18 protein-coding genes and 1 pseudogene are annotated in these 18,860 nt (G+C 71.4%); 5 read left to right on the top strand and 14 right to left on the bottom strand.

Annotated elements, in window-relative coordinates:
* Window positions 1–49 precede the first annotated feature (49 nt).
* The 11 genes from GKQ77_RS04725 to GKQ77_RS04675 all read right to left on the bottom strand — a co-directional run bounded on the left by GKQ77_RS04725 (window position 50) and on the right by GKQ77_RS04675 (window position 11,981).
* Window positions 50–1,180, bottom strand: a complete 1,131-nt coding sequence (locus GKQ77_RS04725) for a polyprenyl synthetase family protein (RefSeq protein WP_219687430.1) — start codon at window positions 1,178–1,180, stop codon at window positions 50–52.
* The gene (gene hpnE, locus GKQ77_RS04720; RefSeq protein WP_219687442.1) at window positions 1,177–2,586 is read right to left on the bottom strand and encodes a hydroxysqualene dehydroxylase HpnE; all 1,410 of its coding nucleotides are present in this window, start codon (window positions 2,584–2,586) and stop codon (window positions 1,177–1,179) included. Before hpnE ends, GKQ77_RS04725 begins: the two co-directional genes overlap by 4 nt.
* A gap of 124 nt (window positions 2,587–2,710) precedes the next feature.
* Window positions 2,711–3,661 carry a presqualene diphosphate synthase HpnD gene (gene hpnD / locus GKQ77_RS04715; RefSeq protein ID WP_219687429.1) on the bottom strand — a complete coding sequence of 317 codons (951 nt, stop codon included), beginning with the start codon at window positions 3,659–3,661 and terminating at the stop codon, window positions 2,711–2,713.
* A complete protein-coding gene (gene hpnC, locus GKQ77_RS04710; RefSeq protein ID WP_219687428.1) occupies window positions 3,658–4,557 on the bottom strand; it encodes a squalene synthase HpnC in 900 nt (299 codons plus the stop codon). Before hpnC ends, hpnD begins: the two co-directional genes overlap by 4 nt.
* Window positions 4,558–4,903: 346 nt before the next feature.
* Window positions 4,904–5,713, bottom strand: coding sequence for an ABC transporter ATP-binding protein (locus GKQ77_RS04705; RefSeq protein ID WP_219687427.1), 810 nt, complete (start codon window positions 5,711–5,713; stop codon window positions 4,904–4,906).
* Window positions 5,706–6,644, bottom strand: coding sequence for an ABC transporter permease (locus tag GKQ77_RS04700; protein WP_219687426.1), 939 nt, complete (start codon window positions 6,642–6,644; stop codon window positions 5,706–5,708). Before GKQ77_RS04700 ends, GKQ77_RS04705 begins: the two co-directional genes overlap by 8 nt.
* 95 nt (window positions 6,645–6,739) lie before the next feature.
* Entirely contained in the window at window positions 6,740–7,612 is an 873-nt protein-coding gene (locus tag GKQ77_RS04695) for a glycosyltransferase family 2 protein (protein WP_219687441.1), read from the bottom strand.
* Window positions 7,613–7,629: 17 nt separating this feature from the next.
* Window positions 7,630–8,409: a CDP-alcohol phosphatidyltransferase family protein gene (locus GKQ77_RS04690; RefSeq protein WP_219687425.1), complete on the bottom strand. Its 780-nt coding sequence runs from the start codon at window positions 8,407–8,409 to the stop codon at window positions 7,630–7,632.
* Window positions 8,387–9,451: an iron-containing alcohol dehydrogenase family protein gene (locus tag GKQ77_RS04685; protein ID WP_030781251.1), complete on the bottom strand. Its 1,065-nt coding sequence runs from the start codon at window positions 9,449–9,451 to the stop codon at window positions 8,387–8,389. The genes GKQ77_RS04690 and GKQ77_RS04685 overlap by 23 nt, the downstream gene beginning before the upstream one ends.
* Window positions 9,439–10,176 (bottom strand): phosphocholine cytidylyltransferase family protein, encoded by a 738-nt coding sequence (locus tag GKQ77_RS04680; protein ID WP_219687424.1) that lies wholly within the window; start codon window positions 10,174–10,176, stop codon window positions 9,439–9,441. Before GKQ77_RS04680 ends, GKQ77_RS04685 begins: the two co-directional genes overlap by 13 nt.
* A complete protein-coding gene (locus GKQ77_RS04675; RefSeq protein WP_219687440.1) occupies window positions 10,173–11,981 on the bottom strand; it encodes a DUF5941 domain-containing protein in 1,809 nt (602 codons plus the stop codon). The genes GKQ77_RS04680 and GKQ77_RS04675 overlap by 4 nt, the downstream gene beginning before the upstream one ends.
* A gap of 333 nt (window positions 11,982–12,314) precedes the next feature.
* On the opposite strand from GKQ77_RS04675, the gene galE reads away from it, so the two are divergent.
* The 4 genes and pseudogenes from galE (at window position 12,315) to idi (ending at window position 15,916) form a co-directional block, all read left to right on the top strand.
* On the top strand, window positions 12,315–13,298 hold the full coding sequence (gene galE / locus GKQ77_RS04670) for a UDP-glucose 4-epimerase GalE (RefSeq protein WP_219687423.1): 984 nt from the start codon (window positions 12,315–12,317) through the stop codon (window positions 13,296–13,298).
* Between the two features lie 179 nt (window positions 13,299–13,477).
* Window positions 13,478–14,416 carry a cation diffusion facilitator family transporter gene (locus tag GKQ77_RS04665; RefSeq protein WP_219687422.1) on the top strand — a complete coding sequence of 313 codons (939 nt, stop codon included), beginning with the start codon at window positions 13,478–13,480 and terminating at the stop codon, window positions 14,414–14,416.
* Between the two features lie 46 nt (window positions 14,417–14,462).
* Window positions 14,463–15,206 (top strand): annotated as a pseudogene (locus GKQ77_RS04660) (class I SAM-dependent methyltransferase); the annotation flags it as partial.
* A gap of 116 nt (window positions 15,207–15,322) precedes the next feature.
* Window positions 15,323–15,916 carry an isopentenyl-diphosphate Delta-isomerase gene (gene idi / locus GKQ77_RS04655; RefSeq protein ID WP_219687420.1) on the top strand — a complete coding sequence of 198 codons (594 nt, stop codon included), beginning with the start codon at window positions 15,323–15,325 and terminating at the stop codon, window positions 15,914–15,916.
* A gap of 6 nt (window positions 15,917–15,922) precedes the next feature.
* On the opposite strand, the gene GKQ77_RS04650 is transcribed toward idi, so the two are convergent.
* Both GKQ77_RS04650 and GKQ77_RS04645 read right to left on the bottom strand, forming a co-directional pair.
* Window positions 15,923–16,507, bottom strand: coding sequence for an ATP-binding protein (locus tag GKQ77_RS04650; protein ID WP_372459828.1), 585 nt, complete (start codon window positions 16,505–16,507; stop codon window positions 15,923–15,925).
* 93 nt (window positions 16,508–16,600) lie between these two features.
* Window positions 16,601–17,257 carry an HdeD family acid-resistance protein gene (locus GKQ77_RS04645; protein WP_219687419.1) on the bottom strand — a complete coding sequence of 219 codons (657 nt, stop codon included), beginning with the start codon at window positions 17,255–17,257 and terminating at the stop codon, window positions 16,601–16,603.
* A gap of 130 nt (window positions 17,258–17,387) precedes the next feature.
* On the opposite strand from GKQ77_RS04645, the gene GKQ77_RS04640 reads away from it, so the two are divergent.
* Entirely contained in the window at window positions 17,388–18,143 is a 756-nt protein-coding gene (locus GKQ77_RS04640; RefSeq protein WP_219687418.1) for an enoyl-CoA hydratase/isomerase family protein, read from the top strand.
* A gap of 35 nt (window positions 18,144–18,178) precedes the next feature.
* Here GKQ77_RS04640 and GKQ77_RS04635 read toward each other — a convergent pair whose 3' ends face one another.
* Window positions 18,179–18,811: a DJ-1/PfpI family protein gene (locus GKQ77_RS04635; protein ID WP_219687417.1), complete on the bottom strand. Its 633-nt coding sequence runs from the start codon at window positions 18,809–18,811 to the stop codon at window positions 18,179–18,181.
* Window positions 18,812–18,860: the final 49 nt, after the last annotated feature.

Raw genomic sequence — 18,860 nt, 5'->3', positions numbered from 1 at the left:
CGCGCTGGGCGCCGGCCGGCGACTGCGAGTCATATCTGGCCGATAGTGATCATCTCTTCCGTACGACGACGAAGTCGGCGAGCGCGACGAGCTGCGCCCGCACCCGGTCCGGCATCTCGACGGTGTCCAGTGCCTCGATGGCGATGGTGTGCTGGCGGCGGGCCTCCTCGGCGGTCCACTCGCGTCCGCCGGCCTCTTCGATGAGGGCGGCGCGCGCGGCGAACTCCTCCTCGGAGAAGCTGTCGAAGTCACTGCTCTTGGCGTCGGCGGCGAGGAGTTCGCCAAGGCGCTCGGAGGCGGGCCCGCCCGCGGCGAGCGCGGCGACGACGGGCAGGGACTTCTTGCGCTGACGCAGATCGCTCCACGTCTGCTTGCCGGTGGCCTCCGGGTCGCCCCAGATGCCGAGCAGGTCGTCGACGGCCTGGAAGGCGAGGCCGAGGTGGTAGCCGTACTTCTCCAGGATGTCGGCGGTGCGGTCGTCCGCGCCGCCGAGGACGGCGCCGATGGAGACGGCGCAGGCGAGCAGGGCGCCGGTCTTGTTGCCCTCCATCTCCAGGCACTCCTCGACGGTGACCCGCTCGCGGTGCTCGTAGGAGATGTCCTGGGCCTGGCCGTCGATCAGCGCGCGGGTGGCGGTGGTGAGGCGGCGCGTGGCGCGGCCCGCCTCGACGGTGCCGATCTCGAGCAGGATCTCGTTGGCGAGCGCGAAGAGGGCGTCGCCGACGAGGATGGCCTGCGCGGGCCCGTGCACCTTCCATACGGTGTCGCGGTGGCGGCGCTGCTCGTCGCCGTCCATGAGGTCGTCGTGGAGGAGCGAGAAGTTGTGCACGAGTTCGACGGCGACCGCGCCGGGGACGCCGACCTCGGGGGCCGCGCCCGCGGCCTCGGCGGAGAGCAGGGCGAGCGCGGGGCGCACGGCCTTGCCGCCGTCGCCGTCGGACGGGTTGCCCGCGGCGTCGATCCACCCGAAGTGGTAGGCGGCGACGGTGTCCATGGGCGACGCGAGACGGTCCACCGCGGCCCGCAGCACCGGGGTGGCCAGCGTCCTTCCGCGCTCGAGCAGTGAGGTCACGTCCACCGTGTCGGCAGCCGTTTCGGCCGAGGGCACAGTCGGCACAGTTTCTCCTCTTGTTCCGGTGCTGGTTCTCTGGGGACCTGACCCCAGGAGGTCGAGCTTCACGCCGCCGCCTCCTCGAATGCGAAGAGGTGGTCACGGGGGCGGTCGAGTGCGCGGAGCGCGGCCTCGGCCGCGCTGATCCCGCTGCGTACGGCGCTCTCCATGGTCGCGGGCCAGCCGGTGGCGGTCCACGCGCCCGCGAGGTAGAGGCCGCGGGCCTTGGTGCGGGCCGGGGGCCTGAGCCGGCCGACGCCGGGAGTGGGGGCGAAGGTGGCCGTGCGCTCGCGGGTGACGAAGAAGTCCCGTACCCGCGCGCCGTGCGCGGCGGGCAGCAGCCGCTCCAGCTCGGGCAGATAGCGCTCGCGCAGCGCGGCGACGGGCGCGTCGATCTCGTCGTGGGCGGCGGACTGCGAGAGAGCGAGGTACTGCCCGTCGGTGAGGCCGGAGGCCTCGGTCCGGTCGAAGACCCACTGGACGGGGGTGCCGAGGGCGGCGAAGAACGGCCGCTTCAGCACCTTCCTGTCGTAGACGACGTGGACGTTGAGGATCGGTGCGTTGTCGATGTCGAGGAGCCGGTCGGGGTGGTCGAGCGCGCCGTCGGGGAGCAGGTCGTGCGCCTCGTGCTGCGGCACGGCGAGCACGACGGTGTCGGCCTCGATGGTCTCGCCGGGCACCTGCACGCGCCAGCCGCCGTCGCCCGTGCGGGAGAGGGAGGAGACACGTGCCCGCAGTTCGGTGCGCACGCCCGCGGCGTCGAGCGCCTTGCGGGCCAGCGTGTCGTGCAGCTCGCCGAGCGGCACCCGGGACCAGCCGATGTCGGCGGCGCCCGGGTCGGAGAGCAGCCCGGTCTTGAACACCATCGCGGCGAGCCCGAGCGAGGCGTCCCCCGCGACGGCGTTGAGCGTGGCGACGCCCACCAGGTCCCACAGGGCCTCGATGGCGCGCGGTGACTGGCCGTGCCGGGCCAGCCAGCTGCCGAAGTCCTGGCCGTCGAGGACGGGGTCGGCCGGGTCGAGCCCCTTGAGGGCGAGCGCCGCGCGCCCCACCTTCGCGCGCTCGGCGAGCGAGAGGTGCGGATACGTGGCGAGGCTCGCCGCCAGATGCAGCGGCACGGGCAGCTCGGCGCGGCGCAGCCGTCCGAGGCGGTTGCGGTCGGCGTCGAGCACGGGCACGTCGAGACGTTCCTGCAAGGGCGCCAGGTGCGCGCCGTCGACGCGGTCGAGGAACCAGCGGTAGGCGGTGCAGCAGCGCAGGTAGACGTGCTGGCCGTTGTCGACGGTCAGCTCGCCGCGCCGGAAGGAGAACGCGAGGCCGCCGAGGCGCGGCCGCCCCTCCAGGAGCGTCACGCGCAGTCCCGCGTCGGCCAGCGAGAGCGCGGCTGTGATGCCCGCGAGCCCGCCGCCGATCACTACGGCGGCCGCCCCACCAGGGCGGCCTCCGGCATCTGCGGGCGACCCGTCCGGCCGCATGTCCTCGCTGTTCACGCGCCCTCCCTTTCGGCTGTCGCAGTCTGGGACGCGACCATGGAGCGGAGGGTTGCCCACCGCTTCACGGGGGCCGCCTCAGCCGTCTCCCCGCTTCCTCTGACGCACCTCACGCGCGCCTCCTGACCGTCTGCCGTGAGACGGTCCGCGCGTCGAGGCCGGACAGTCCGCGCACGGCGACGTACGCCTTCTCGTGGCCCGGCAGCGAGACGCGGCCGCGCAGGACGGCCTCCGGTTCCCGTTCGATGCGGTCGAGGAGGCGGCGGTAGATGCCCGCCATGGCCGCGACGCAGGCGCCGCTGCGCCGGTCGAGCATGGGGAGCAGGCGGTAGCCCTCGGCGAACAGGGCGCGGGCGCGGCGCACCTCGAAGTGGACGAGGCCCGTGAAGTCGGATCCGGCGGGCGGTGTGGCGCCGAAGAACCCGGCGGAGCAGCCGAATTTGGCGAGGTCCTCGGCGGGCAGATAGGTCCGGCCGCCCACGGCGTCCTCGCGAACGTCCCGGAGAATGTTGGTCAGTTGGAGCGCGAGGCCGAGCGTGTCGGCATACTCCGGCGCGCGCTCGGCATCGAGCGCCCCCCGCTCCGTGCCGAACACGCCGAGCGAGAGCCGTCCGATGGCCCCGGCGACACAGCGGCAGTAGGCCTTCAGGTCCTCCCAGGTCTCGTACGTCTCACCGCGTACGTCCATCAGGACGCCGTCGATGAGTTCGTCGAGCCCCTCCATGGGGATGGGGAAGTGCGCCGCGGCGTGGGCGAGGGCGACGGCCACCGGGTCGGTGTCGTCCTCCGCCACCTCTCCCGCGCGGATCCGGGCGAGGAGCTGCCGGGTCTCGTCGAGCCGGTCCGCCTTGACCTGTGGCGCGAGCGCGCCGTCGCCGATGTCGTCCACGCGCCGGGAGAGGGCGTAGAGGGCGGACATGGCGCGCCGCTTGGGCGCGGGCAGCAGCCGGATGCCGTACGCGAAGTTGCGCGCCTGCTGCCCGGTGACGGTCTCGCAGTAGCTGTACGCGGCGAGCACCGGCGCGGACACCTGCGGATCTGACTCCACGGCCCGGCTCACCCCTCTCCTCGCAGAACCGCCCCGGCCTCGCGCAGCAGGCGGGGCTTGGTGGGCTTGGGTGGACCGGGAAGTACGTCGTATCCGGCGGCGGCGATCGCGTGCGCCGCCGCCCTCCCCCCTGCCACGAAGCCGGCCAGCAGCAGCTTCAGCCTGCCGTGGACGCTACCCACCAGGGGGGTGCCTTCATTCAGGAGGCGCCGGGCGCGTTCTGTTTCGTATGCGACCAGTGCGCGCACCGATGCGCCCGCTGTGGGCGCGGCCAGGTCGGCCTCGCTGACGTGGAAGCGCAACATGTCCTCGATCGGCAGGTAGACGCGGTCGCGCCGCAGGTCCTCGGCGACGTCCTGGATGTGCTCGATGATCTGGAGCCCGGTGCAGATGGCGTCGGAGAGACGCAGGCGTTCGGGGGTGGTGGTGCCGGTGATGGCGAGAACCAGGCGGCCGATGGGGTTCGCCGAGAGCGCGCAGTACGCCACGAGGTCGTCGAAGGTCTTGTAGCGCGTGACGTGCTGGTCCTGGCGGTTGGCCGCGATCAGTCCGAGGAAGGGGTCGATCGTCACGGCGGTGCGTTCGGCCGTGGGCCGCAGTGCCCGCACCAGAGGGTGGCCGGGTTCGCCGCCGTCGAAGAGCCTGCCGAGGTCGGCCTCGACGGCGTCGAGCAGCCGCGGCGGGTCGTCGGCGTGGGCCGGGTCGAGGCCGAGGTAGCGGGCGTGTGCGGCTTCGGGTGCGAGGTCGCTGTCGCCGATGTCGTCGATGAGCCGCACCACTCCATAGACGGCCATGAGGTCGTCGCGCCAGGCGCGGGGCAGGAAGAAGGGGGCCACGGGGAAGTTCTCGCCCGCGGCCTTGTCGAGGACGGCGGATGCATCGCGGAGCCGGAGATCATCCGTAGCCATTGCCGTCACATCTCCCGTTCTACACTGCCGACCCAATACATCCTATTTCGGACACGCCGCCCGGCCCTGTCCGAGGCGGGCCGTGGCCCGGCCGGGGCATCGCTCCATATCGCCCCACTTGCCGCGAATCAGCACCGGTACAGCTTACGTTGTACAACCCCGCACGGTTCGTCGGGGTGTTCGGCACATCACAACAACACACCGATTGGCGTCAACCTTCCCCGTGCGCCGGGAAGTTGGGAAACCGGTGGGGCGCGACGGGCCCGCGTGGACGACAGGGCCCCGCCGGGGGGATCCCGGCGGGGCCCTGTCCTCGAACGAGTGGGTCCGCGATGGCGCAATCGGGCTACTTGCCCGTGAACTTCTCGTACTCCTTGATGACCTCGTCGGTCGGCCCGTCCATGCGCAGCTCGCCGCGCTCGAGCCAGAGCACGCGGTCGCAGGTGTCGCGGATGGACTTGTTGTTGTGGCTGACGAGGAAGACCGTGCCGGCCTCCTTGCGCAGCTCGCGGATGCGGGCCTCGGAGCGCTTCTGGAACTTGCGGTCGCCGGTGGCCAGGGCCTCGTCGATCATCAGGACGTCGTGGTCCTTGGCGGCCGCGATGGAGAACCGCAGGCGGGCCGCCATGCCGGAGGAGTACGTGCGCATCGGCAGGGTGATGAAGTCACCCTTCTCGTTGATCCCGGAGAAGTCGACGATCTCCTGGTAGCGCGCCTTGACCTGCTCGCGGGACATGCCCATCGCGAGTCCGCCGAGGATGACGTTCCGCTCGCCCGTCAGATCGTTCATCAGGGCCGCGTTCACGCCGAGCAGCGAGGGCTGGCCGTCGGTGTAGACCTTGCCCTGCTCGGCGGGGAGCAGGCCCGCGATGGCGCGCAGCAGGGTGGACTTGCCGGAGCCGTTCGAGCCGATCAGGCCGATGGCCTCGCCGCGGTAGGCGGTGAAGCTGACGCCGCGCACGGCGTGCACCTTGCGCACACCGCGCTCCTCGCCGCGCCTGAGGATGCGGCTCAGCGCGGAGGTGGCACTGCCCTTGCCGGTCTTCGCGCCGTTGACGCGGTAGACGATGTGCAGCTCGTCGGCGATGACGGTGGGGATGTGCGCCTTGGAGGCGTTACCGCCCTTGTCGAGGTCGGGGGTCTTCTCATCAGCCACGGCCGTACCGCTCCTCAGCCTTCCAGAAATACACGAAGCCGCCGACGGCGAGCAGGAGGGCCCAGCCGCCCGCGACCGCCCAGACGTGCGGCGGCAGGTTCTCGGAGCCGTAGCCGTCGATGAGCGCGAAGCGCATCAGGTCCATATAGATGGCGGCCGGGTTCCACTGGAGGATGTCCGCGATCCAGGCGGGGTGGTCCTTGAGCATGACCGGGATGGAGAACATCACGCCGGATGCGTACATCCACGTACGCATCACGAAGGGCATCAGCTGCGCGAGGTCGGGGGTCTTGCTGCCGAGCCTCGCCATGATCATCGCGAGGCCGGTGTTGAAGAGGAACTGGAGCACCAGGACCGGGACGATCAGCAGCCACGACAGCCTGGGGTAGCTGCCGAAGCCGATCGTGATGATGAACAGCACGATCATCGAGAAGAGCAGCTGCTGGAGCTGCTGGAGCGAGAAGGAGACCGGCAGCGAGGCGCGCGGGAAGTGCAGCGCGCGCACCAGGCCGAGGTTGCCCGAGATCGCCCGGACGCCCGCCATCACCGAGCTCTGCGTGAAGGTGAAGACGAAGACACCCGTGACCAGGAACGGGATGTAGACCTCGCGCTCGAAGCCCCGGTCGGCGTCCAGGATGAGGCCGAAGATGAGGAAGTAGACGAGCGCGTTCAGGAGCGGCGTCGCCACCTGCCACAGCTGGCCGAGCTTGGCCTGGCTGTACTGGGCGGTGAGCTTGGCCTGGGAGAAGGCGAGGATGAAGTGGCGCCGTCCCCAGAGCTGGCGGACGTACTCGAAAAGTCCGGGCCGTGCGCCGCTGACGGTCAGACCGTACTTGGCGGCGAGTTCGGCGCGGGAGAGCCCGTCATCGGGCGGCGGTGTCGACGGGGATGCTGTCACCGCGACTCCGCCGTCATGCGTTGTCTCACTCACGAGTGGAAACTTTCGTCTTCAGATGCGCAGCCGGTCGGGCGTAGGCGTGGGCCAGGGACCGGGGTATGGCCCAGATGCTCTCAGATCCGAGCTTGTCAGATGACAGGAGGGCGGCCCAGTCGCGTCAGCCGCCACACCGTACGCCACTTCATGGGAGTGCGCGGGCCGCACGGGGTGGTCCAGCCCTCCTTGAAGCCGCCGAACCACGCCTTCAGGGCCGGTCGCGAGGGGCGCCGGGCGAGGGTGAGGAGCATCCAGACGCCCAGGTAGACCGGGACGAGGAGCGCGGGGAGGTTGCGGCGGGCGAGCCAGACGCGGTTGCGGGCCACCATGCGGTGGTAGACCGCGTGCCGGGAGGGGGCGGTCGTGGGGTGCAGGAGCACCATGTCGGACCGGTAGTCGATCATCCAGCCGGCGTTCAGGGCGCGCCAGGCGAGGTCGGTCTCCTCGTGCGCGTAGAAGAACTCGCCGGGCAGCGGGCCGACCTCGGCGATGACCTTCGTACGGACGGCGTTGGCGCCGCCGAGGAACGTCGTCACGCGCGAGGAGCGCATCGGGTCGGAGGCCCGCAGCCGGGGCACGTGGCGTCGCTGGGTCTCGCCGGTGTCCGGGTCGGCGATGCGGAAGCTGATGATGCCGAGCTTCGGGTCGGCGGCGAAGGCCTCGCGGCACAGCCGTGCCGTGTCCGTGTTCGCGAGCAGGCCGTCGTCGTCGAGGAAGAGCAGGATGTCGACGTCGGTGCCGCCGGACCCGAACGCCTCGATGCCGATGTTGCGGCCGCCGGGGATGCCGAGGTTCTCGGGCAGTTCGACGGTGCGTACGCCTTCGGGGACCTCGGGGACGGGGGCGCCGTTGCCGACCACGACCACCTCGACCGGGTCGCCGTCCTGCTTGGCGACCGAGTCGAGGAGGGCGCGCAGCTCCTGTGGCCGGTTGCCCATCGTGATGATGACGGCGCCGACCTTCAGCTCTTGTGCCGGGGTGTTCACTTCAACCTGCTCGATACGAGGATGGACACGAGGTGGAGCAGGGTCTGGAGCATCGCGATGCCCGCGAGGACCGCGACGCCCACGCGCGAGAAGAACAGGTCGCCGCGGGCCTGGTCCACGATCGCGAGGACCAGGATCAGCAGGGACGCCTCGACGCCGAGGATCAGCCGGTGGAACTTGAGCGCGGCGGCCGCCTTGCGGGCCAGCGCCATACCGGAGGAGCGCGGCTCGGACGCCGACTCCTTGACCGGCTCCTTGCCCGTCTGGTGGCGGGCGACGCCGACGAGGTCGGTCTCCGCCTTGATCAGGATCGCGCCGAGGGCGGCCAGGGTGCCGAGGAAGGCCCACAGCCAGTCGATGCGTCCGGTGCCCCACAGGTCGGCGGCGCGCAGGCCGAAGCCGACCAGGACCGCGGCGTCGCACAGGTAGGCGGCGACGCGGTCGAGGTAGACGCCCGCCATCGAGTACTGCTTCTTCCAGCGGGCGATCTCGCCGTCGACGCAGTCGAGCAGCAGATAGAGCTGGACCGCGAGCACGCCGAGCACGGCGCCCGTGATCCCCGGCACCAGCAGGGCCGGGGCGGCGAGGGCGCCGGCGACGGTCATCACGTAGGTCAGCTGGTTGGGCGTGACCCGCGTGTTCACCAGGTGCCGGTCGATGCGCAGGGAGACCTCGCGCATGTAGAGCCGGCCGGCCCAGTGTTCGCCGCTGCGCCGGTCCTTCACCCCCGGGGGGTGAACAACCGGGCGGAGCTCAGCTACCGATGGCTTTTGCATAGTCGGCGTATGCGTCCCTGATCTGGTCGGTGGACAGGTCGAGGTGTTCCAGGATCGTGTAGCGGCCCGGGCGGGTCTGCGGAGCGAACTCCACGACCTTCACGAACTCCTCCACGGTGAAGCCGATCTCCTCCGGCAGTACGGGCAGGCCGTGGCGGCGCAGCACCGATGCCATGTACGCCGACTCCTCGCGGGCACCGCGCAGGTGCATCGCGAAGGCCGCGCCGAGGCCGCACTGCTCGCCGTGGCTGGCGGCGCGCTTGGGGTGGAGGAGGTCGAAGGCGTGGTTGATCTCGTGGCAGGCGCCGGACGCCGGGCGGGAGTCGCCCGACACGGACATCGCGATGCCGGTGAGGACCAGACCTTCGGCGAGGACCTGGAGGAAACCGTCGTCGCCGACGCCTCCGGGGTGGCGCAGCACGGCCTCGCCGGCCTGCCGGGCCATGGCGGCCGCGAGGCCGTCTATGTCCTCGCCGCGCTCGCGGGCGGCCAGCTCCCAGTCCCGGATCGCCGAGATGTTGGAGAGCGCGTCGCCGATGCCGGAGCGCACGAAGCGGGCGGGTGCCTCACGGATCACATCGAGGTCGATGACGACCGCGATGGGGTTGGGCACACCGTACGAGCCGCGGCCCGCGTCGTTGTCGAGGGTCGCGACGGGCGAGCAGAGGCCGTCGTGCGACAGGTTCGTCGCGACGGCGACCAGCGGCAGGCCCACGCGCGCCGCGGCGAACTTGGCGCAGTCGATGATCTTGCCGCCGCCGAGGCCCACGACCGCGTCGTAGCGGCCCTTCTTCATGGCGTCGGCGAGCTTGATGGCGTCATCGAGGGTGCCGCCGCCCACCTCGAACCACTCGGCGCCGGGCAGCGACGGCATGAGCCGGTCGCGAAGCACCGCGCCGGAGCCACCGCTGATGGCGATGGCGAGCTTGCCGGTCGACGAGCAGATCCGCTGGTCGGCGAGGACACCGGCCAGGTCGTTGAGCGCCCCCGGCCGGATGTCGACGACGACCGGCGAGGGGATGAGCCTCGTCAGTACTGGCACGCGATCTCCCGGCCCTTGGCGAGGTCGTCGTGGTTGTCGATCTCGACCCACTTGATGTCGCCGATGGGGGCCACGTCGACCTTGAAGCCGCGGTTGACCAGCTCCTGGTAGCCGTCCTCGTAGTAGAGGTCGGGGTCGCGCTCGAAGGTGGTCTTCAGGGCGTCGGCCAGCTCTTCGGCGGCGGAGCCCTCGATGAGGGTGACGCCGATGTACTCACCGGTGGCCTCGGACGGGTCCATGAGCTTGGTGATGCGCTGGACGCCCTTGTCGGCGTCGACGATGACCTTCATCTCCTCGTCGGCGAGCTGCTTCACCGTGTCGAGGGCGAGGATGATCTTCTGGCCGTTGCCGCGGGCGGCGAGCAGCGTCTTCTCGACGGAGACCGGGTGCACGGTGTCGCCGTTGGCGAGGATCACGTCGTGCTTGATGGCGTCACGGCCGCACCACAGGGAGTAGGCGTTGTTCCACTCCTCGGCCTTGTCGTTGTCGATCAGGGTCAGCTTGAGGCCGTACTTCGCCTCCAGGGCCGCCTTGCGCTCGTAGACGGCCTCCTTCTTGTAGCCGACGATGATCGCGACCTCGGTGAGACCGATCTCGGCGAAGTTGCCGAGCGTCAGGTCGAGGATGGTGGTGTCACCATCGACGGGCACCAGGGCCTTGGGCAGCGTGTCCGTGTAAGGGCGAAGACGCCGTCCGGCGCCGGCCGCCAGCACGAGGCCGATCATGCGGGTTCTCCTTCATCGTGTACGGCGGGTGCGCCCTTTTTCTCAGCGGCGACCCAGAAGCGGATGCTCTCGACGAGCACCACGAGTGCCACGGCCACGGCGAGTGCCGTGAGCGCGACGGTGAAATCTGCGGGTGACAGCAGGGCCGCGGCCAGGGCGACCACGAGGGCCCTGCCCTCCTGGCCGCCGATCGCGCGCACCAGCCAGGCCGGCGGCGCGCCGGTGCCGCCCTTGATGCGGTACACCGTGTCGTAGTGATGGTAGGCGACCGCGGCCACCAGTCCGAAAGCCGCCGGTAGCGCCCCGTTCACGTCCGCTTTGGCCGCGAGCACCAGGACCGTGCCGTACTCGGCGGCGCGGAAGAACGGCGGGACCAGCCAGTCGAGGGGGGCCTTGAGGGGCCGCGCGAGCGCCAGACCGGACAGGACGACGTAGACCACCGCGCCGACGACCACCCACGGGCTGCCGTACGTCGTGAAGGCGGCCACGCTTACGAGCGCCGCTCCCCCGGCGAAGGCGAGCGCGGGGGCGGGCCGCAGCCAGGCGGGGAGGTTGAGCGCGGCGAACGCCGAGGCGAGCGGGCCGTTGTCGGCGAGGTCGGCCAGCGCCGTCGCGGCGCGGTCGGTGCGGGTGGCCTTGCGGGTCAGCGAGCGCAGGACACGGCCCGCGGTGGTGTAGCAGGCGGCGAGCGCGCAGCCGATGAGCAGGACGACGAGGGTGACGCGCGGGGTGGTGACCGCGGTGAGCACGGCGATCATCGCCCAGCGCTCACCGATGGGCAGCACGATCATCCGGCGCACCCAGACCGTCCAGCCGACGCTGTCGAGCTTGTCGGAGAGGGCGGCGGTGGGGCTGGTGTTGGCGGTCGCGTCGTGGTTCGCCTCGTTGAAGGAGAAGTCCACGACGTGCCGGCAGGTCTGGAGGACCATCGCGCCGAGCGCCAGTGCCCATACGTCGTCGCCACCGCGGGCCGCGCCGAGCGCGAGGCCCGCGTAGTAGGCGTACTCCTTGGCGCGGTCGAACGTGGCGTCCAGCCAGGCGCCGAGCGTCGAGTACTGCAGGGAGTAGCGGGCGAGCTGCCCGTCGGTGCAGTCCAGGACGAAGGAGAGGATCAGCAGCAGGCCCGCCGCGACGAAGCCGCCACGGGTGCCGGTGGCCGCGCAGCCCGCCGCGATCAGGGCGGTGAGCAGCGAGGCGGTGGTGACCTGGTTCGGGGTCAGGCCCCGGCGTGCGCACCAGCGGGCGATGTAGCGGGAGTACGGGCTGATGGCGTACGTCGTGAAGAAGCCGTCCCGCGACTTGACCGCGGTGCGCAGGCGTACGGCCTCGTCGTCTACGGAGGCGACGGCCTGCCGCGCTTCGTTGCGCGTCTGGGGGTCGGTGGGGACGGTGGCGACGAGGGTGCCGAGGTCGGGGCGGTGCACGTCCGTGCCCTCGGAGGTCTCCGCCTCCATGGCCGCGGCGATGGAGTCCGGGAGCGCGTCGAGGGTGAGGATGCCGCCGGTGGCGGCGCTCGCCCGCAGCGCGCGTGTCAGGGCCTTGCGGGCCTGCGGCTTGGCGGTGACGGCGCCGGGTACCGCCGAGGCGGCGAAGCGGGGGTCGGTGAGGGCCAGGCGCAGGGCATGGACGTGACCGACGAAGCGCGCGTCGACGACGGCGACCCGCTGGTCGCCCGGCACGGCGGCGAGCAGCGTCTCGGCGTCCGCCGCGTCGGAGGCGACCCGCACGTCGAAGCCGAGGGACCGCAGATCACCTTCGAGCGGCGACCCGGGGACCGGCTGACCGGTGAGGATGGCGGTCGACAGACGAACTCACTCCTTGATTCCCGGCGCGGCTCGCGCCGGGCACGTGCGTAAGGGGGGCGCCCCTGGCCATGGCGGCCGGGCGGCACGTCGGCAGAGGCTATCGGATGATGAGAAGCGGGCGTTCACCACCCGTTCACGCCCCGATAGAGCCTTTGTCGTACCCCGGCCGGGGTGATGACACAGGCTCTCAGGGCGGCCTGCGAGGGCCTCGGCCTTCGCGATCATCATGGTGGATGGGGGGCCGCCCCTCCAAACCGCGCCCGTCTGGTGCCCGGCTTGCCCGCATAGCGCTCGCTTAGGGAGTTGCGGCGCGGGCCCTTAGGGTGGGCGCCCATGACATGGCTGATCACCGGCGGGGCCGGATATATCGGGGCACATGTGGCGCGGGTCATGGCCGGGGCCGGGGAGGACGTCGTCGTACTGGACGACATCTCCTCGGGAGTGCCGCGGCGGCTGCCCGCGGACATACCCCTCATCAAGGGCTCCGCTCTCGACGGCGGCCTGGTGCGCCAGGTCCTCGCCGAGCACGAGGTCACGGGCGTGGTCCACCTCGCGGCGCGCAAGCAGGTCGGCGAGTCGGTGGAGCAGCCCGCGCGCTATTACCGGGAGAACGTGGGCGGTCTGACGACGCTGCTCGAAGCGGTGGCCGAGGCGGGCGTGCGGCGGTTCGTGTTCTCGTCGTCGGCCGCGGTGTACGGCAACCCGCCGGACGTGGACCTCGTCGGGGAGGACACTCCCTGCGCGCCGGTCAGCCCCTATGGCGAGACGAAACTCGCCGGGGAGTGGCTGGTGCGGGCGGCCGGGCGGGCGCACGGCATCGCGACGGTCTGTCTGCGCTACTTCAATGTGGCGGGCGCCGCGGCCCCCGAGCTCGCGGACACCGGCGTCTTCAACGTGATCCCGATGGTCTTCGACCGCCTCACCCGCGACGAGGCGCCCCGCATCTTCGGCGACACCCATCCGACCCCGGACGGCACCTGCGTACGCGACTACATCCACGTGTCCGACCTCGCGGAGGCACACCTGGCGGCGGCCCGGCGGCTCGCCGGCGGTGGTGAGGGCGATCTGACGGTGAACATCGGCCGGGGCGAGGGCGTTTCCGTGCGCGAACTGATCGACCTGATCGGCGAGGTGAGCGGTGACCGCCGCCCGGCGCTCGTCGAGCCCGCGCGCGCCGGTGACGCGCCGCGTGCCGTGGCCGACGCGCGGCTTGCCGCCGCCGAGCTGGGCTGGACGGCCCGGCGCGGGGTGCGCGAGATGGTCGAGTCGGCGTGGGCGGGATGGTGTCTGCACCACCCCGAAGCGGCGCGCCACTGATCGTCGCGCGGCGCTGACCTGCACCGCTTCCCCAGTCGGTAATCATTGCCATTTTCGCAGGTCAGAGCAGATGACAACGGTGTTCAGTGCCGCGTTGCCAGATACCCCCCACCCGTAGTTCACTGTGGTCGCGCGACGACCGAACAGCAGAACGACGACCGACGCGGGAGGCGGGCTCCATGGGGGCTGGGCACGATCACGGACACACGCACGGGGCACCGGCCACGGGGACGGCGGCCAACGCCTACAAGGGGCGGCTCCGGGTGGCGCTCGGCATCACGATCACCGTGATGGTCGCCCAGATCGTGGGCGGCATCATGGCGGATTCGCTGGCGCTCATCGCGGACGCGACGCACATGGCGACGGACGCGCTGGGCCTCGGCATGGCCCTGCTCGCCATCCACTTCGCGAACCGGCCGCCCACCGAGAGCCGCACCTTCGGTTACGCCCGCGCCGAGATACTCGCGGCGCTCGCCAACTGTCTGCTGCTGCTCGGCGTGGGCGGCTATGTGCTCTACGAAGCCATCGAGCGGTTCATCACCCCGGCCGACACCCAGGGCGGGCTCGCCATCTTCTTCGGCGCCTTCGGCCTGGTCGCGAACATGATCTCGCTGTCGCTGCTGATGCGCGGCCAGAAGGACAGCCTCAATGTGCGCGGCGCCTTCCTCGAGGTCGTGGCGGACACCCTCGGCTCGGTGACGGTCATCGTCTCGGCGACCGTGATCATGCTCACCGGCTGGCAGGCCGCGGACCCGATCGCCTCGCTCGTCATCGGCGTCATGATCGTCCCGCGTACGGTCAAGCTTCTGAAGGAGACGCTGAACGTTCTGCTTGAGTCGGCGCCCGAGGGCGTCGACATGGCGGAGGTGCGGGCCCACATACTCGCCCTGCCGGGCGTCGAGGAGGTCCACGACCTGCACGCCTGGACGATCACCTCCGGCATGCCCGTGCTCTCCGCCCACGTCGTCGTCGGCTCCGACACCCTGGACTCGATCGGCCACGAGAAGATGCTGCACGAGCTCCAGGGCTGCCTGGGCGACCACTTCGATGTGGAGCACTGCACGTTCCAGCTGGAGCCCAGCGGGCACGCGGAGCACGAGGCGAAGCTCTGCCACTGAATCACTGAGCAGTTCATTCCTCCCTACGACTCAAGGGTTTCCCACGTTGACCGACCACGCTTCCTCCGTCGCTGACGCCTTCTTCGCCCTGCACCACGGCCTGCCGCGGCAGGGCCCCGGCTCCGACGACACCACCCGCCGGCTGCTCTCCCTCGCGGGCGGGCTGCCCGAGCGGCCGCGCGTGCTCGACCTGGGGTGCGGGCCCGGCCGTGCCGCGCTCCTGCTCGCCGCCGAGACCGGCGCGCAGGTGACCGCGGTCGATCTGCACGAGCCGTTCCTCGACGAGCTGCGTGCGTCCGCCGACGAGCGCGGGCTCACCGGATCGATCACCACCGTCAAGGCCGACATGGCCGAACTCCCCTATCCGGACGGTTCGTTCGACCTCGTCTGGGCGGAGAGCTCGGCCTACAGCATCGGCTTCGACACCGCCCTGCGCACCTGGCGGCGCCTGCTTTCGCCCGGCGGGGCGCTCGTGGTCACCGAGTGCGAGTGGACGACCCCCGAGCCGTCCGCCGCCGCGCGCGCCTTCTGGGAGCAGCACTACACACTGCGTACGAGCGAGGAGAACGTGCGGGCCGCCACCGGCGCCGGATACTCCGTGCTCGGCGTGTATCCGCAGCCCGAGTCCGACTGGGACGAGTACTACGGTCCGCTGGCCGCCCGCGCGGACGCGGCGGACCCGGACGTCCCCGGGATGGCCGAGGCGCTCGCCGCCACGCGCGAGGAGATCGCGATGCGGCGCGAGCACGGGTCGGAGTTCGGTTACACGGGTTACGTCCTGCGGCCCGCAAGCTCCTGATCGAGTCCCGCCGTGCTTCCGCGCGCCGGGACATGCGGGTCCCGGAGTGCCTGTAGTGCCGGGAACGTACGGCAGACTTGAGGCTCGAACCAAAGCGAAGGATGGGTATGCCGATCACACCTGCCACCGCGACGAACAGCTCGTCGAACGGCACCGGAGAAGCGATCTTGCTGGAACTCGTCGACGAGGACGGCAGGACGATCGGCACAGCGGAGAAACTCTCCGCGCATCAGGCGCCCGGGCAGCTGCACCGGGCGTTCTCCGTTTTCCTCTTCGACGAGCAGGGCCGGCTCCTGCTCCAGCAGCGCGCGCTCGGCAAGTACCACTCCCCCGGCGTCTGGTCGAACACCTGCTGCGGCCACCCCTACCCGGGCGAGGCGCCGTTCGCCGCGGCCGCCCGGCGCACGTACGAGGAGCTGGGCGTCTCGCCCTCCCTGCTCGCCGAGGCGGGCACCGTGCGCTACAACCACCCGGACCCGGAGTCGGGCCTGGTGGAGCAGGAGTTCAACCATCTCTTCGTCGGGATGGTCCAGTCGCCGCTGCGCCCGGACGCCTCCGAGGTCGGCGAGACCGCGTTCGTCACGGCCGACGAGCTGAAGGCCCGGCACGAGAAGGGGCCGTTCTCGGCGTGGTTCATGACCGTCCTGGACGCGGCGCGGCCCGCGATCAAGGAGCTGACCGGGCCCTCGGCGGGCTGGTAGGAGCCCCTATCCGGACGTGGGCTTCAGGGGCAGGGCCGCCCAGATGACCTTGCCCCCGCTCGCGGTGTGCTGGACGTCGCAGGCGCCGCCCGCCTCCCGCGTGATCTCGCGGACGATGAGCAGTCCGCGGCCGCCCGTCTGCCCGTGGTCCGCCTCCAGTGCCGTCGGGCGGTAGGGATGGTCGTCCTCGACGCAGACCCGCACCCACTCGGCGCCGACCGCGACCTCCACGGCGAGCATCGGCGAGAGCAGGGCGGCATGGCGCACCGCGTTGGTCACCAGCTCGGAGACGATGAGCAGCAGCCCCTGGATGAGGTCGTCCGACGTCGGTACACCCTGCCGGGCCAGCAGGTCGCGCACCGCGTGCCGTGCCTGGGGGACGGAGGCGTCGACGGCGGGGGCGGTGAAGCGCCACACCCCTTCGTACGGCGCCTGTCCGTCTGTGTACGGCGCCTGTCGGCCCTCGTACGGGACCTGCCCGACCTGCCCGTCTTCGTGCGGCGCCCGTCCGTCGCCCCTGGGGAGCGGGCCGGGCCCCCTCCCGTCGTTCGCCATCGTCCGGTCGCCGCCCTCGCGCTCGATTGTCACCACACATCGAGTGTTGGGAACGCGCTGGTTCGGACCGTGCTACTGACCAGAAGTCAGCGATTATCGGCGGAATTTGATCGCGGGCGTATGACAGCGTCAGATGTGCGACTGATCCTGCCCGCCTCGTGGTGTTTCCGAGGCTTCTTCAGGTTGTACGAGGCTCACGATGCGGCGGCCGCCGATGCCGGTGGCGATCAGTCCGAGGCCGTCGAAGAGCAGCGCAAGCGAGAAGAAGCAGCCGATGACGTACTGGCTGCTGCTGGGCCACTCGGCGAGGACCAGGACGCCGATGAGCAGGCCGAAGGCGCCTTGCAGCAGCGTCAGGGCGAACTGCGGGCCGCGCACCACCAGACTGCCGACCAGGCGGAACACACCGCCGGTCAGGAAGAGCAGGGCCGCGAACATGGTCAGCGCCTCCGCCGCCACCTCGGGCCTGCGGATGATCACGACGCCCGCGGCGAGGTTCAGCGCGGCGACCACCACGCCCAGCCAGAAGAAGCTGCTGCCCCGCGACTGGACGGCGTGCAGCAGCCCGACGAGCCCGCCGACCAGCAGGAGCCAGCCGAACAGCAGCATCGAGGTCAGCGTGGCGACGCCCACGTAGACGAGGCCGACGATCCCGGCGACCGCCAGGATCACGCCCAGCAGCGCGAGCCAGCCGAAGCCGCGGCTGAGGCGGGCGCCCTGGGGCCCGGTGGTGGTGCCGGCACCCTTGGTGCCCCTGGCGTTCTTGGCGTCCCTGCGTCCGGCCATCAGCGCCTCCGTGCTCTCAGGCCTTGCGGCCTCGCGTGCTCTCAGGCCTTGCGGGCCTCGCGGTCTCCCAGGCCTGCGGGTCGCCCCCTTCTTGATCGTACGTTCGAGGGGTGCGGATAGCATCCGGCGCATGGAGCCGCAGCTGAGGCACACCGTCACGGACGGCGTCGCCACCGTCGTCATCGACCATCCGGCCAAGCGCAACGCCATGACCGCGCGGATGTGGCGTCAGGTGCCGACGCTGTTCGCGGGGCTCGCCACCGACCCGGCCGTACGCGCCGTCGTGCTCACCGGGGAGGGCGGCACGTTCTGCGCGGGCGCCGACATCTCCTCGCTGCGGCGGGCTCCCGAGGAGGCCCAGGAGCTGGCGGTGCGGGCCGAGGAGGCGATCGCGGGCTTCCCCAAGCCGACGCTCGCCGCGGTGCGCGGCTACTGCGTGGGCGGCGGCTGCCAGCTGGCCGGCGCGTGCGATCTGCGCTTCGCGGACGAGGACGCCTCGTTCGGGGTCACGCCCGCGAAGCTCGGGATCGTCTACCCGGCGTCGTCCACCCGGCGTCTGGTGTCGCTGGTGGGCCCCGCCACCGCCAAGTACCTCCTCTTCTCCGGTGAGTTGATCGGCGCGGAGCGGGCGCTGCGGACCGGCCTCGTGGACGAGGTGCTGCCCGCGGGCGGCCTCGACAAGCGGGTGGCGGAGTTCACCCGCGTCCTCGCCTCGCGCTCACAGCTGACGCAGGCGGCGGCCAAGGAGTTCACCGCGGGGCGCACCGACCGGGACGCTTACTGGGCGGCCGAGCAGGCCCGCCCCGACGGCGACACCGCGGAGGGCGTCGCCGCCTTCCTGGAGCGCAGGCAGCCGCGCTTCACGTGGAGCGCCCCCGCCGACTGACCTGCGAGCGCACCGCCCGCCCGGCCGGGCGGCCGCTACTGACCGAAGCGGCTGCCGTCGCGGAACCTCGCCACGATGTGCGCGGGCGCCTTCTCCGGGGACCCGGCGTCGTAAGGCGGCTGCGGGTCGTACTCCGTCAGGAGCTGTACGGTCTGCGCGTGCTCGTCGCCCGCGATCCTGCCGGCCAGGGCGAGCCCCATGTCGATGCCCGCGGAGACGCCCGCCCCCGTGACGTACTTGCCGTCGAAGACGACCCGCTCCCCCGTCGACCGGACGCCGAGGCGGTCCAGTTCGGCCAGGGCGAGCCAGTGCGAGGTGGCGCGGCGGCCCTTGAGGAGACCCGCGGCGGCCAGCGCGAGCGAGCCGGTGCACACCGAGGTCGTCCAGGTCGTGGTGGCGTCGACGGCGCGGAGCCAGCCGAGGAGCGCCTCGTTCTCCATCTGGTCGCTCTGGCCGGGGCCGCCGGGGACGACCACGATGTCGGGGCGCCGGACCTCGTCGAAGGTCTTCTCGGCGAGGAGCGAGAGGTTGCCGCCGTCGTCGCGCACGGGGCCCGCCTGCTCGGCCACGAAGACGGTCTCGGCGCCGGGAAGGCCGTACAGCGTCTGGTACGGCCCTATCGCGTCCAGGACGGTGAAGCGCTCGTACAGGGCGATGGCGATCTGCATGGTGTCCCCTATCGGTTATCGGTGGGCGTGCGTGGTGGGCGTGCTGTTC

Origin of the sequence: Streptomyces anatolicus (assembly GCF_019400875.1) — a bacterium.
Lineage (GTDB): Bacteria > Actinomycetota > Actinomycetes > Streptomycetales > Streptomycetaceae > Streptomyces > Streptomyces anatolicus.
Note: the sequence above shows the minus strand (reverse complement) of the source record. Positions and strands in the feature narration are given on the sequence as shown.